Here is an 11906-nt window from a genome sequence, read left to right as displayed (position 1 = left end):
GTCTGCGTCGGTCGTCTCTCAAGTGCTCAGGCTGCTGCGGCGACGCCGATACCGATGGCGATGAACAGCCAGCCGGTGGTCAACTCCCAGCGGTGGCGGATCTTCGGCCGGGCCAGCAAGGTGCGCAACCGCACGGCACCGGCGACCAGGGCGAACCAGTAGCCGACACCGATGAGGACGTCCAGGATCCCCAGGAAGAAGATCTCCTGGGTCCTGGAGCCGCCTCCGTTGACGAACTGCGGCAGGATGCTGAGGAAGAACAGAGCCGCCTTGGGATTGAGTACGTTGGTGAGAAATCCCTGGGTGAAACTGGGGCGCCATCGCGCGGCTCCCGCCTGCGGTTGACCCGGCGCGTCCTGTGCGGCGGCGTACGGGCTGTCGCTCTGTCCGGGACCTGCGGCGGCGTGCTCCCGGGCGCTGCGCCGCGCGGCGAGTACCGCCCGTACGCCCAGGTAGACGAGGTAGGCGCAGCCCAGGAACTTGATGGAGTCGTACACCACGGGTGAGTGCGCAGCGATCACGGACAGGCCGACGGCGGCGGCGAGCATGTGCACGCACAGCCCTGCCTGGGCTCCCAGCGCTGCCGCCCGGCCCTTGGAGGGGTGCTCGGCTGCTGAGCGGAGTACCACCAGAAAGTCGGGCCCTGGGACCACGTAGGCAACCAGCACGACGCCGAGGAAGCCGATCAGGTCGACTGACATCCATTCTCCGTTCGCCGGCCCACAGCCTGGTGGCCGCGGAGGTGGAAGTTTCCAGTCCAGGTTTCAGACCGCTGGGGCGTGCCACGAACTCCGGGTCTCCTGTACCCGCTGACGACGTGGACAGGCACAAGATCTCGGGAACGGACTCTGCCGTCACCAAGGAGTAGCCCGTCGGCACCTCCAACCCCGACGCCTTGACGTATTCCGATATCGGCATATGATTTTGTCCATGGCACGAGCAGCGACGACGTCGGACGTCTTCAACGCGATCGCCGAGCCGCAGCGCCGGGAGATCCTGGTACTGCTGCGGGCGGGTGAGCGGTCGGTGACCGAGTTGGCCCAGGAGTTGGAAATGACCCAGCCGGGGGCGTCCAAGCACCTGCGGGTGCTCCGGGAGGTCGGGCTGGTGCGCGATCGCAAGGCGGGCAAGCAGCGTCTGTACGGCCTTGACGCCGGCGGGCTGCGGTCCGTCCACGAGTGGACCGGCGGTTTCGAGCAGTTCTGGAACGAGAGCTTCGACCGACTGGACGCCTACGTGCAGGACCTGAAGCAGACAAGGGAAGCGGAGTAGCTGATGGGTGCGACAGAACCACGAACGCCGACGCAGTCGGCCACAGCCGACCGGGAGACCGTCATCTCCCGGATCATTGACGCCCCACGAGAGTTGGTGTTCGAGGCATTCACCGAGGTGCGGCACCTGTCGCGCTGGTGGGGACCGGAAGGGTTCACCACCACCACGCGGGCGTTCGAGTTCCGCGTCGGCGGAGAGTGGGACTTCGTGATGCACGGCCCGGACGGGACGGACTACCAAGAGTGGATCACCTGGACCGCGATCGCCGCGCCGGAACGGATCGCGATGCTCCACGGGGAGGCCCGTGACGACCCCAACGCCTTCGAGTCGGTCCTGACGTTCGAGCCCGATGGCGCGGCGACCCGGATCGAGATGCACACGGTGTTCCCCACCAAGGAGCAGCGCGACGAGGCGGTCGAGAAGTACCACGCGATCGAAGCCGGCCGGCAGACCCTGAACAACCTGGCGACGTACGTCACCGAGACGGTTCGGAAGGGAGCTGAGGGCTGATGACCGGGAAGGTCTTCTTCAGTGTGTCGATGTCGCTGGACGGTTTCATCGCGCCCGATTCCCCCGAGGAGTTGATGGGGCAGCAGTGGATGGAACTGCAGCGGTGGGTCTTCCCGCAGCGGTTCTTCCGGGAGAATCTGGGGCTCGGCGCGGGTGGCGAGGAGGGGCGCGACAACGACATCGTGCGGGAGACGTTCGAGCGCACCGGCGCGAGCGTGATGGGTAAGCGCATGTTCGACGCCGGCGAGCAGATGTGGCCGCAGGAAGCGCCGTTCCACACCCCGGTGTTCGTCGTGACGCACGAGAAGCGTGACCCCTGGGAGCGGCCCGGCGGGACTACGTTCCACTTCGTCAACGACGGCGTCGAAGCCGCCCTCGATCAGGCCCGCGAGGCCGCCGGCGACCGCGACGTCCGTATCGCGGGAGGCGGCGCGACGATCCTGCAGTACGTGAACGCGGGTCTGGTCGACGAGTTCTCGATCGCACTGTCACCCGTACTGTTCGGCTCCGGAATCCGCCTGTTCGAGGGCGTGGACGCGGGCCGCGTGGCCCTGAAGCAGGTCCGCGCTGAGCCGTCCCCGAGGGCGACGCACCTGACCTACACCGTCCGGAAACGCTAACGGTCCCGACCCTCAGCGCTCCCCCTCCGAGTCCGACTCAGCAGCGCTCGAAGGAATCGAGGTGGCGTCCCTCTTGCGGCCAATGACCGGGGCTAGTTCACTCCATCGACTCCTGAATGCGATCGAGTGTCCGGCGCCCCATGCTGCTCATCGTCGGGTTACTCCCGACGTAGTACCAGACAAGACCCATCGCCTGTTGGAACGCCCATGCCTTGCCGCGCTCCCACTCCAGATCGTCACTGCCCAGGGTCCGTCGGAGCACTTCCCGTGGGCCGTGCTGCAACAGGTGCCAGGCGCTGACCAGATCCAGCGCGGGGTCGGCCGGGCCGAAGCCACCGGTGTCGAGTACGCCGCTGAGCCGGTCTCCCGCGACCAGTACATTGCCCGGGATCAAGTCACCATGGCTCATAACGTCAGCACCCGTGCGTGGCAACTCCCGAAAGTAGCTCCACATCTGGCGCAGCCGGGGCACGTCGAGCAGCCCCTGACTCTCCTCGAAGCACTTCGCCATCCAAGCGTCGTGGTGAACGAGAACGCCGCCGCGACCTTCACCGCTGAAGAGCCGCCCCCGCGTCTCGGCCTCCCGGAGGGCCGCGATGAACGTCGCAAGGTCCTCGGCAAAGGCGTCCGACCCACTCGGGTCGGCGTCAGCGTCAAAAGCGACCGTGCCGGGCAGCCATGTCTGGACTGACCACGGCATGGGGTAACCCGCTCCAGGCTTTCCCAATGCGACGGGTTCCGGGACGGGGAACCGAGACACCTGCGCCAGCTCCGCGCTCGCCCGAGCTTCCTGTTCCAGAACCGCAAGCGCCTCGGCGGCATCGGCCAGACGCATCGGGAAACGCGCCGAAAGGTCGTTCCCGATGCGGAAGATGGCGTTGACCGTACCGGTCGTCGGCACAAGTCGGATCACTTTGCCGCTCCACTGAGGGAACTGTTCCTGGACCAACGTCGCAACGGTTTCAGGGGTCACGTCCACTTGGTCATCGTGCATGGTCATCTGTCGCACGCTCTTCCCCTAGTTCAACCCGAAACACCGGAAACAGACCAGATCAACTGAGACGACAGCCAGTATTCATACGCCAGGGTCCTGATCAGCGTTCGACCCGGGCAAGGGCCCGAAATGGCCAGTGTCTAGGGTGAGCTTGTGCAGCATTTCGAGATCGTGACAGCCGTCGCCGCACCCCCGGACCAGGTGTTCGCAGTATCCCTGGACGTGGAGTCGCACACCCGCTCGATGGCCGATTCTTCGGAGCGAGCGGTTGGCGGCAAGACCCGGGGCGAGCTGGCGCTCGGTGACACGGTGACCTTCCAGGCTCGCCATTTCGGCCTGACCTGGCGGCTCAAGACCCGCATCACCTCTTACGACTCGCCCCGATTTTTCGTGGACGAGCAGGAGTCCGGACCCTTCAAACGATGGTGTCACGCCCACCACTTCGAGCCGGACGGCACCGGCGGCACCATCATGCGAGACGTCATCGACTTCGCCTCACCGCTGGAGCCTGTCGGACGCATCGTCGACAGACTCCTCCTGCGCCGGTATATGCCCCACCTCATCAGAACCCGCAACGCCTACCTGGCCAGCACCTTCGACTGAATGGCCGGGCCAGGAACCCGTGCTCCACCGCAATCGCCCCGCGCCGCCGGTGGACCGGGGCGGACGCGATGCGTCTCTGCCCAGCAGAGCAACCCGACGGGACAGAGCACCAGGGCCCGAATTAACCAACAGGTTCGCCAGGTCGGCTGCGCTGGCCTCCTCGGGGAGAGTAAACGGGGCCGGGCACTCAGGAAGCCGCCCGCCAGGTTCACTGGATCAGATCGGTGTGTGGGTGCTCCGGGGAGGCCGGGCAGACGTAGATCTGCATGTTGTCCGTGCTGCCTACTTCTACCCCCGTCGGCTGCGAGGGCTTCTGGCCCGGGTAGTTGGAGCCGGCGAGGGCGGCGGCCTGGTCTTCCTGTGGCGCCCAGCTGCGGCCTTCGCCGCCATCCCACTCCCTTGAGGCGATCGTCAGGAGCGGGGCCATCTGCATTTCGCACACAGAGCAGTACCGGCGGTACGGGTCAGTGCGGCCCCACGGGGGCCAGCCGCCGACCTTCCAGCCGGGGGCGTTGCCCAGATGAATGGAATAGAGCTCGCGCGGATACTCCGCGTAGGAGCCATCCACGTCGGCGCCGGCTGCCTGCCACCTGTTCCAGTCCTCCAGCATCCGCTGCAACTCCGGGCTCAGATCCAGGCTGTTGGGATACTCCGTGATCGCTTCCGGCGCCGGCACGCACGGTCCTGGCACGTAACCCGGATAGTCCGCCTCGTACGGCTCTGGTGGTGTGGTGAGGATGTCGACGACCTCCGCGGCTGTCCGCCAGAACAGGGCGGTCGCCGGCTTGTAATACGGTTCGTGCTCGTACGGGCACCAGAGAACCTGAAGCAGATCGGCCTGCCCGGGCGGCCTCAACAGGGGTATGTCACGCAGGAACAGCTGAGCCACGGGCAACAGCGGGACCGGACATTCGGCGGGCCATGGAGGACTCGCCTCGTAACGCTCGGCAAGCCGCTCGGAGTCTCGCTCTCTCAGGGCAGCCTCCTCAGGTGTGAGCGCGGGACGTTGGCCATCAGGACGCCACCTGGACTGCAGGCGTCTCCCAAGTCGCACTTCAGTCGGCGACTCGCGGAATCCCGTGTCGACATGCAGGTGCGCGTCCGCGCAGTGCGGCCACGACTCCCCCGCCGGCCACAGCAACGGCCCGCCGACCGAGCTGTCCCTGACCGAAGGCGATCCCGGACGCGGATGCAGCCGGACGGCAGGTCGCGCCAGCGGAACCAGCTCGGGAAAGACCGCACTCACCTCGACAGGCCGCGGCGGAGTGGTACGTACGAAACTCATACCGGTCATCCTGTCACCACCCACTGACACTCCCCTTGCCGTTCGCTGGGGTCTGCTCCTCGGCGCGGCCGGGCGGCCCGTCGAGGTGCGGAGGATCACGGCGAGAGCGACCAGGACGATGCCGAACCAGACGACGCTCATGACGCCCACGGGGTCGGCGAACAGGCCACTCGCCGTCCCATGAACCCGCCGCTCGGTCCGCGGATGCATCCACGGACCGAGTCGGAGCGGGCGGAGTGGGAGTCGGAGTGGGGCGGAGCGCAGGGGTCAGTGGGTCTTCGGGCGGGCCACTATCAGGTTCCAGGGGAACAAGCCGGGGGCGGAGGCTGTCTCGATCTGTTCCACGGTGAACCCCGCTGCGTCGAGGAGCGTTTCGAATTCGGTGCGGACGCGGAGACGTCCGCCCCAGAGCGTCCAGGCGGAGAAGCTGACGATGGCTTCGTAGCCCTCGACGGCTCGACCCGCGTCCGCCGCGTCCCGGCCGAACCAGTCCACGACCAGCAGCCGGGCCTCCGGCGCCATCGCGCTGTGCAGGTTGCCCAGGAGGCGGGCGACCTTCTCGTCCGGCCAGTCGACCATGATGCTCTTGATCATGTAGAGGTCGGCGCCGGCCGGGACGGACTCCAGGAAGCTGCCTCCGGTGAACTCGATCCGGTTCACCACGTCGGGGTCTGCTTCGTCATGCAGCGAGGACCTGGCCATGTCGATCACATGGGGCATGTCGAACAAGACGCCCTGCGCCTTGGGCGCCGCTTCCAGGACACGGCTCAGGAGGGTGCCCCGGCCGCCGCCGACGTCCATGATGCGCGGGTACACGGTGAAGTCGTGTGCCTCTACTAGTGCGTTGACGCAGTTCGTGGTGGTCTCCGACATCACCCTCTCGAACGCCGCGCCCTCTTCGAGGTGTTCGCCGTAGTAGTCGTAGACGTGCCGCCCTGTGATGTCTCCGCCCGAGCGGCCGGTCAGGACCACCTCGTCCATCTGCTCGTAGGCACGGTTCACTCCGGGGCCCGCCGCGTACAGGACGTGTGCCGCCACCCCCGATCCGGAGCGCAGGAGGCGGCCGCGCTCGGTCAGCGCGTACTGCCCCTCCTCGCTCCGAGTCACTAACGACTGCGCCGTACAGGCGTCGAGGAAGGACGTCAGGGCGCCTGGGTGCGCGCCGAGTGTCCGCGTGAGGTCCGCCGCGTTCCGGGGCCCTTCGGCGAGATGGTCGGCGATGCGCAGCTTCGCGAAGGCGCGCATCATCTGTGCCGCGAAGGGAGCGCTGTACAGCAGGTTCAGCATGGCCGTCTCGGCGGCCGGAGGCGTGGCCGAGGTGCTCTGCGTCATGGGATCCCCGATCGGTCGCTGCCCGACCCACCCTGGGGAATCGGGCATTTCGACGCACGCTACGGGCCCCGCGACAGGGGTGACAAGAGGGGCGAAGGGACCCAGAAAGTGATCTGAGAAGGGGAGTTGAACCTCGGACGCCTTGTGGCTAGCGTATACGCATACATGTAAGCATAGGAGAGTGGCCGTGCCCAACAGGACCATCTACGTGGGTCAGAGCGACATCGCGCTCTTCCAGCGCGCCCAGGAGCTGAGCGGCGGAAACCTCTCGGCCGCGATCACCCGGGCGCTGCAGCGCTTCGTCGAGACCGAGGAGGCCCACCGGGAGGGCTTCGACGAGGTCGAAGTACGCGTGGGCAGCGAGGGCGTCTACCACCGCAAGCGGTTCGTGGCCCGGCGGATCGCGCAGGGCAAACGGCCCGCCTCCGAGGGCCGCCGGGGCGAGTGGATCACCGTCTATCACACGAGAAAAGGCAGGTTCGCCGTGCACCGCAAGCAGTTCGACGAGGCTCCGAAGGCCGAACACTCACCCTGGGGCGACCCTGAGGATCCCCGCTACACGATCGAGTACTGGAACAACCTGACGGAGTTCGACAACGAGCCGGGCTGGGACCTCTCCGGCAGCGCCGAGATGAGCCTCGACGTGTACGAGCACCCCGACGAACTCAAGGCCGCCCTGCCCGACGACCTCGCGCACGCCGTGGAGGTCAACTCCCAGCAGCAGCCCGTGGAAGAGCTCGACATCTGACGCTTCCCCCGCACCCGGGACCCCCAAGGGGTCCCGCACCCGGGACCTCCAGGGAAGGACAGGCGTGGCAGCCATCGAGGCAGAGCGGCTCACCCGGAGCTTCCGGCGCCGGGGCAAGGTAGTTGAGGCGGTGCGGGGCATCGACCTGCACGTGGACGAGGGCGAGATCTTCGGATTTCTCGGCCCCAACGGAGCGGGCAAAACCACGACGGTACGGATGCTCGCGACACTCCTCGCACCCGACTCCGGACGGGTCAGCGTCGCGGGATGTGAACTGCCAAGACGGATGGGGCAGGCGCGCCGGCTGATCGGCTACGTCGGGCAGGCCGGAGGCGCCGACGAGTCAATGCCCGTGCTCGACAACCTGATTCTCCAGGCCCGGCTGCACCGCCTGGACCAGGCCGAGGCGCACGGCGCCGCCGAACGGACTCTGCACGCACTGGGGTTGGCCGACCTGACCGACCGGCTGCCGCGCACCCTGTCCGGCGGGCAGCGCCGCCGCGTCGCCCTGGCACTAGGCCTGGTGCACCAGCCCGCGGTCCTCTTCCTGGACGAGCCGACCCTCGGCCTGGATCCGGCGGCCCGCGCGGCCCTCTGGGAGGAGATCCGCGCACTGCAGGTGGCGGGCACCACGATATTCCTGACCACCCACTATCTGGAGGAAGCCGACGCCCTCTGCGACCGGGTGGGGATCATCGACCGGGGCCGCATCGTCGCCTCGGGGGCCCCGGCGGAACTCAAGCGAAGCATCAGCGGGGACACGGTCACCGTCACCGCCGCCGTCGGTGAGCATGGCGGCGACGGTGACGGCGACCGCGTCAAGAATGCGCTGGAGGGGCTTTCCTTCATTCGGGAGATCCGGGAGACCGCAAGTGCCGTGCGTGTGTACGTCGACAACGGCGCCGATGCGATTCCCGCCGTGGTGCGCGCCTTGGACACACATGGGGTCCGCGCGGTCTCCATCGGTCTGGAGTCGGCGAGCCTCGATGACGTATTCCTCAAGCACACCGGCTCCTCTCTGCGACGTGAACTCTAGGGAGGGACCCCTCGTGCTCCGTGACACCGGACTCGTCTTCGGCTATCAGACCCGGCGGCTGCTGCGCTCGCCCGTCGTCATGGTGGTGGGCATCATGCAGCCGCTGCTATGGCTACTTCTCTTCGGCCCGCTCGTGAAGGGGCTGTCCTCCCCCGGCCTCGGCGGGCCGGGCGGCCCTTCGGAAGCCTTCGACCTGTTCGCCCCCGGCCTGCTGGTGATGCTGGCCCTCTACGGATCGCTCTACACCGGCTTCGAGTTGATATCCGAGTGGAAGGCCGGGGTGGTCGAACGCATGGTGGTGTCACCCATGCGGCCCACCGCGCTCATCCTGGGCAAGGCACTGCGCGACGTCCTGGCGATCGGCGTGCAGGGTGTCGTGCTGATCCTGGTCGCCTTCGCGATGGGGCTCGACGCCGAACTGCCCGGTCTGCTCGCGGTGTTCGGGCTGCTGGCCGTGGTGGTCGTGATGACGTCCACGTTCTCCTACGCGGTCGCGCTCGTCCTGCGCGACGAGAACCTGATGTCCCAGACCATGGGGTTTCTCAGCCTGCCCCTGCTGCTGCTCTCTGGTGTGGTGCTGCCGCTCGCCCTGGCACCTGACTGGCTGCGCCACATCGCCCAGGCCAACCCCTTCTACCACGTGGTCATGGCCTCCCGGTCGGCGATGGCGGGGGACTACAGCGACGCCTCGCTCCCGATCGCACTCCTCACCTGCACCACGCTGACCGTACTGGCGCTTCGCTGGACGGCGGGCTCGCTGCGCCGGCTCTGACAGGCGGTCGCTCAGCGCGCCGTATCGGACGCCACAGCTACCGCGCCGCCTCGTACGACGCCGACTCGTACAGCGCCGCCGCGTCCCGGGCCGTGAGCCCGGTCAGAGCGCGGGGCCACGAGGAGACCACCGCGCGCCCCAGGTCGGCAGGGTCGGCGTCCAACGGTGGAGCCAAGGGGACGCCCCAGCGTCGCAGCAGGCGTGCAGCGGCCTCGCGGTAGTCCGCAGGCCTGTCCCCTGCAGCGGCCGCTTCGGGGAACAGACGCCGTGCCACCTGTCGCGCGCGATCGCCGTCCGCCCAGGCGCTCCGGCCCGGCGTGGTGAGGGAGCGTTCCAGGTAGGCGGGGAAGAGCCGGGCGAGCGCCGTGTTCTTGGCCGTTCCGGTGACTGTGGCGGCGGTGTCGGCGAAGTACCAGAGCAGGAAGGCGAAGGGGGAAACGCCGACGCGCGGCCACACTTGGTGCGAGGCGGCACTGATCGTCGCAAGACGGAGACGGAGACGTAGCGCCGCCCTGCCTTCGTAGGTCTCGGCCGGGTCGTACGCGGCGACGTCGGACGCCGACCGCCCAGCGGCTTCGGACCACCCAGCATCTTCGAACCGCCCAGCATCTTCGGACCACCCAGCGGCTTCCGACCACCCGGCAGCCACGTACTGCCCGGCATCGCCCTGCGACAGCGGCGAAGCGAGCAGCGCTTCCGCCGTGTGCCGTACCAGCGTCGCGGTCTCCAGGAGCCATGCGGACGACGAGGCGCCCATCGGATGCGGGCCCAGCAGCGGGCCGATGAGGCGCAGCAGGATCTCCATCGCGCCGGCCGCCAGCAGTGGTGCGGGCAGTGTTTCCGTCAGGCACGGATCGAGGACCGCACCCTCCGGCCGCAACATCGCCGAGCAGACGAGCCGTGAGCGCCGGCCACCGATGGCCAGGCGCGCGACTCCGCTCGTCTCCGAGCCGGTGCCCAGGGTCGTGGGGAGCGCGATCAGCGCGGGAGCCGGGCGGCACGCACGCGTCAGGAGCGCGAGCCCGGAGGACGGCCCCTCCGCGTAGCGCGGCTCGCTGCCCGCTGCCAGGGCGACGGCGAGCTTCGCGGTGTCCATGGCCGTACCGCCACCGATCACAGCGACCGTGCGGGCACCCAGGCGGGCGATCTCTCGTGCCACGCGCCAAGGCGCCCCCGCACCCTCGTCCGCGGGGAGCGGCAGGGCCGTACGCCCCAGATGCGGGACGGCGGAGCAGGCTGCGGGGTCGTAGAGGACGAGCGCTCCGTCTGCGGCAAGGCGGGCCAGTTCCGCCTGGGCCCGCTCGGCTCCGACGCACAGGCGGCGGGGACCGGCCGACTGCCAGAGCAGGGCCGGTGTGCGGAGCAGGGAGGGGGCGGCAGCGAAGTCAGGCGCGGGCATTGCGCCGCTGCTCGGAAGATCCGTTCTGGGCGAAGAGCGCCGAGCGCTGTTTGACGGAGAGCTTGCGAAGCACCGAGGCCACGTGGTTCTTCACCGTATTGGTACTGATCGAAAGAGTGCGCGCTATTTGGCCGTTGGTACATCGCTCCGACAACAGCCACAGCACTTCCTGCTCGCGCGCGGTCAGCGTGTGCGAATCGGCCCAGGGCATCGACGCTTCCTCCTGCGGGCCGATCAGCCATTCCCTGGAACCGCACAGCGTCGATTGCACCGCCGCGGCTAATCGGCCCGGTAATTCATTGGCATGCACCAGGCTGTCGATTTCGGCGAGATGGGAGAGCAGGACATGGCGCGGTGAGGAAATGTCGCAGAAGGCGAGCACCGGAGGAGCCACGTCACGGCATTTGATCTCCCGGCACAGCGCGAGCCCGGCGTTCAGCGACGGCTGGGTGGGATCGGTGATGACGAGGTCGACATCTCCCTTGCGGACCAGCGCCTGTACTTCCTCCGGATCGTGCGCGTCGGTGAAGTGATCGAATTCGAAGAGGTCGGAAAATTTCAGCAGCGCCGTGATGACACCGAGGCTACTGACCGGAGACAGACCATGGATGACGATACTCATTCACTCCCCCGTTGACGTGCTCCACTGCTCGAACCATCGGATGGCACAACCGCGTTGTGGTGGCGCCAGACGAACGAGGAGTGAAACGGCCGGGACGGGTGACGGTCGTGTTGCCGCCTGTCCCACAACCCGGCCGGATCTCTGCCTCATCGCCGCGGTCGGTCGGCGACGCGTTCGACGGCGCACCGGTTCCCACTCTTCCTGCGGCCACGGCATCCGTGTCGTCGGCAGCGGCAGGGCTGCTGCTCGCAACGGCCACGGACAAACCTCCGGGAAGGTAGAACCCCACTACAGCCACACTACCCACGCAGCGGTGTGGCTTCGACAGCCCTTCTTGCCAATTTATGACACCTGCCATGGGCACTTCTGGATCTCGGACCGCCCTTCCGCCTAGTCCATCGAGAACTACTTGGGACTAGTCCGGCAGGCAGGTGGTTGACCCTTCACGCGTGATGTCATCGTCCCCGTATGTGCCGCAGAGTCGGGCTGTTCCAACCCCAATTATGCGGAAGGGAGGCGCAAAAAATGGAGAAGAGCATCCCGGGTACGCCGGAGCATTCGTCTCTGGACCTGAGTGACCTCGACGTGGAGAGCTTCGAATTCTCCGCGGACTCCGAGGGCGGTCTCGAGTCGCTGCGAATGGGCCACGGCCTGACCGAAGTCGGCGCGTCGTGTTGCTGCTCGACGTCGTCGTGCAGCTGCTCGACCTGACG

At 67.7% G+C, this 11906-nt stretch carries 14 protein-coding genes; 8 read left to right on the top strand and 6 right to left on the bottom strand.

Annotation, left to right across the window (positions count from 1 at the left end; all coding sequences use genetic code 11):
* Positions 1 to 26 precede the first annotated feature (26 nt).
* Positions 27 to 701: a LysE family translocator gene (locus ACIBCK_RS34770; protein WP_399396771.1), complete on the bottom strand. Its 675-nt coding sequence runs from the start codon at positions 699 to 701 to the stop codon at positions 27 to 29.
* 229 nt (positions 702 to 930) lie between these two features.
* Between ACIBCK_RS34770 and ACIBCK_RS34765 the strand changes: the two genes are divergently transcribed.
* From ACIBCK_RS34765 to ACIBCK_RS34755, 3 genes are read left to right on the top strand one after another with little or no spacing between them, the layout of a single operon-like run.
* Positions 931 to 1272, top strand: a complete 342-nt coding sequence (locus tag ACIBCK_RS34765; RefSeq protein WP_399396769.1) for an ArsR/SmtB family transcription factor — start codon at positions 931 to 933, stop codon at positions 1270 to 1272.
* Between the two features lie 3 nt (positions 1273 to 1275).
* Positions 1276 to 1782: an SRPBCC family protein gene (locus ACIBCK_RS34760; protein ID WP_399396768.1), complete on the top strand. Its 507-nt coding sequence runs from the start codon at positions 1276 to 1278 to the stop codon at positions 1780 to 1782.
* Positions 1782 to 2402 carry a dihydrofolate reductase family protein gene (locus ACIBCK_RS34755; RefSeq protein ID WP_399396766.1) on the top strand — a complete coding sequence of 207 codons (621 nt, stop codon included), beginning with the start codon at positions 1782 to 1784 and terminating at the stop codon, positions 2400 to 2402. The genes ACIBCK_RS34760 and ACIBCK_RS34755 overlap by 1 nt, the downstream gene beginning before the upstream one ends.
* A gap of 97 nt (positions 2403 to 2499) precedes the next feature.
* Here the strand turns inward: ACIBCK_RS34755 and ACIBCK_RS34750 are convergent, their stop codons facing one another.
* On the bottom strand, positions 2500 to 3402 hold the full coding sequence (locus ACIBCK_RS34750; protein ID WP_399396765.1) for an aminoglycoside phosphotransferase family protein: 903 nt from the start codon (positions 3400 to 3402) through the stop codon (positions 2500 to 2502).
* Positions 3403 to 3549: 147 nt separating this feature from the next.
* On the opposite strand from ACIBCK_RS34750, the gene ACIBCK_RS34745 reads away from it, so the two are divergent.
* Positions 3550 to 3999, top strand: a complete 450-nt coding sequence (locus ACIBCK_RS34745; RefSeq protein ID WP_399396764.1) for an SRPBCC family protein — start codon at positions 3550 to 3552, stop codon at positions 3997 to 3999.
* 208 nt (positions 4000 to 4207) lie between these two features.
* On the opposite strand, the gene ACIBCK_RS34740 is transcribed toward ACIBCK_RS34745, so the two are convergent.
* The gene (locus tag ACIBCK_RS34740; protein ID WP_399396763.1) at positions 4208 to 4888 is read right to left on the bottom strand and encodes a hypothetical protein; all 681 of its coding nucleotides are present in this window, start codon (positions 4886 to 4888) and stop codon (positions 4208 to 4210) included.
* Between the two features lie 663 nt (positions 4889 to 5551).
* Positions 5552 to 6616 carry a methyltransferase gene (locus ACIBCK_RS34735; protein WP_399396762.1) on the bottom strand — a complete coding sequence of 355 codons (1065 nt, stop codon included), beginning with the start codon at positions 6614 to 6616 and terminating at the stop codon, positions 5552 to 5554.
* A gap of 187 nt (positions 6617 to 6803) precedes the next feature.
* Between ACIBCK_RS34735 and ACIBCK_RS34730 the strand changes: the two genes are divergently transcribed.
* The 3 genes from ACIBCK_RS34730 (at position 6804) to ACIBCK_RS34720 (ending at position 9172) form a co-directional block, all read left to right on the top strand.
* A complete protein-coding gene (locus tag ACIBCK_RS34730; protein WP_399396761.1) occupies positions 6804 to 7364 on the top strand; it encodes an EXLDI protein in 561 nt (186 codons plus the stop codon).
* A 64-nt stretch (positions 7365 to 7428) separates the two neighbouring features.
* Positions 7429 to 8400, top strand: a complete 972-nt coding sequence (locus ACIBCK_RS34725; protein ID WP_399396760.1) for an ATP-binding cassette domain-containing protein — start codon at positions 7429 to 7431, stop codon at positions 8398 to 8400.
* Between the two features lie 13 nt (positions 8401 to 8413).
* Complete coding sequence (locus tag ACIBCK_RS34720) at positions 8414 to 9172, top strand: ABC transporter permease (protein ID WP_399396759.1); 759 nt, start codon at positions 8414 to 8416, stop codon at positions 9170 to 9172.
* 37 nt (positions 9173 to 9209) lie between these two features.
* Here ACIBCK_RS34720 and ACIBCK_RS34715 read toward each other — a convergent pair whose 3' ends face one another.
* Both ACIBCK_RS34715 and ACIBCK_RS34710 read right to left on the bottom strand, forming a co-directional pair.
* A complete protein-coding gene (locus tag ACIBCK_RS34715; protein ID WP_399396758.1) occupies positions 9210 to 10571 on the bottom strand; it encodes an iron-containing alcohol dehydrogenase in 1362 nt (453 codons plus the stop codon).
* Positions 10558 to 11193: a LuxR C-terminal-related transcriptional regulator gene (locus tag ACIBCK_RS34710; RefSeq protein ID WP_399396757.1), complete on the bottom strand. Its 636-nt coding sequence runs from the start codon at positions 11191 to 11193 to the stop codon at positions 10558 to 10560. The genes ACIBCK_RS34715 and ACIBCK_RS34710 overlap by 14 nt, the downstream gene beginning before the upstream one ends.
* Positions 11194 to 11718: 525 nt before the next feature.
* Between ACIBCK_RS34710 and ACIBCK_RS34705 the strand changes: the two genes are divergently transcribed.
* Positions 11719 to 11904, top strand: a complete 186-nt coding sequence (locus tag ACIBCK_RS34705; protein WP_399396755.1) for a thiomuracin/GE37468 family thiazolyl RiPP peptide — start codon at positions 11719 to 11721, stop codon at positions 11902 to 11904.
* The last annotated feature ends 2 nt before the right edge of the window (positions 11905 to 11906 follow it).

Source organism: Streptomyces sp. NPDC051218, assembly GCF_044455475.1.
Lineage (GTDB): Bacteria > Actinomycetota > Actinomycetes > Streptomycetales > Streptomycetaceae > Streptomyces.
The sequence above is the reverse complement of the archived record's forward strand: the minus strand, read 5'-3'. Positions and strand labels throughout refer to the sequence as shown.

What these genes read in the sequence shown, in the direction of transcription:
- ACIBCK_RS34770 (WP_399396771.1), bottom strand. Translation starts at nt 701, where the DNA reads ATGTCAGTCGACCTGATCGGCTTCCTCGGCGTCGTGCTGGTTGCCTAC.
- ACIBCK_RS34765 (WP_399396769.1), top strand. Translation starts at nt 931, where the DNA reads ATGGCACGAGCAGCGACGACGTCGGACGTCTTCAACGCGATCGCCGAG.
- ACIBCK_RS34760 (WP_399396768.1), top strand. Translation starts at nt 1,276, where the DNA reads ATGGGTGCGACAGAACCACGAACGCCGACGCAGTCGGCCACAGCCGAC.
- ACIBCK_RS34755 (WP_399396766.1), top strand. Translation starts at nt 1,782, where the DNA reads ATGACCGGGAAGGTCTTCTTCAGTGTGTCGATGTCGCTGGACGGTTTC.
- ACIBCK_RS34750 (WP_399396765.1), bottom strand. Translation starts at nt 3,402, where the DNA reads ATGACCATGCACGATGACCAAGTGGACGTGACCCCTGAAACCGTTGCG.
- ACIBCK_RS34735 (WP_399396762.1), bottom strand. Translation starts at nt 6,616, where the DNA reads ATGACGCAGAGCACCTCGGCCACGCCTCCGGCCGCCGAGACGGCCATG.
- ACIBCK_RS34715 (WP_399396758.1), bottom strand. Translation starts at nt 10,571, where the DNA reads ATGCCCGCGCCTGACTTCGCTGCCGCCCCCTCCCTGCTCCGCACACCG.
- ACIBCK_RS34710 (WP_399396757.1), bottom strand. Translation starts at nt 11,193, where the DNA reads ATGAGTATCGTCATCCATGGTCTGTCTCCGGTCAGTAGCCTCGGTGTC.
- ACIBCK_RS34705 (WP_399396755.1), top strand. Translation starts at nt 11,719, where the DNA reads ATGGAGAAGAGCATCCCGGGTACGCCGGAGCATTCGTCTCTGGACCTG.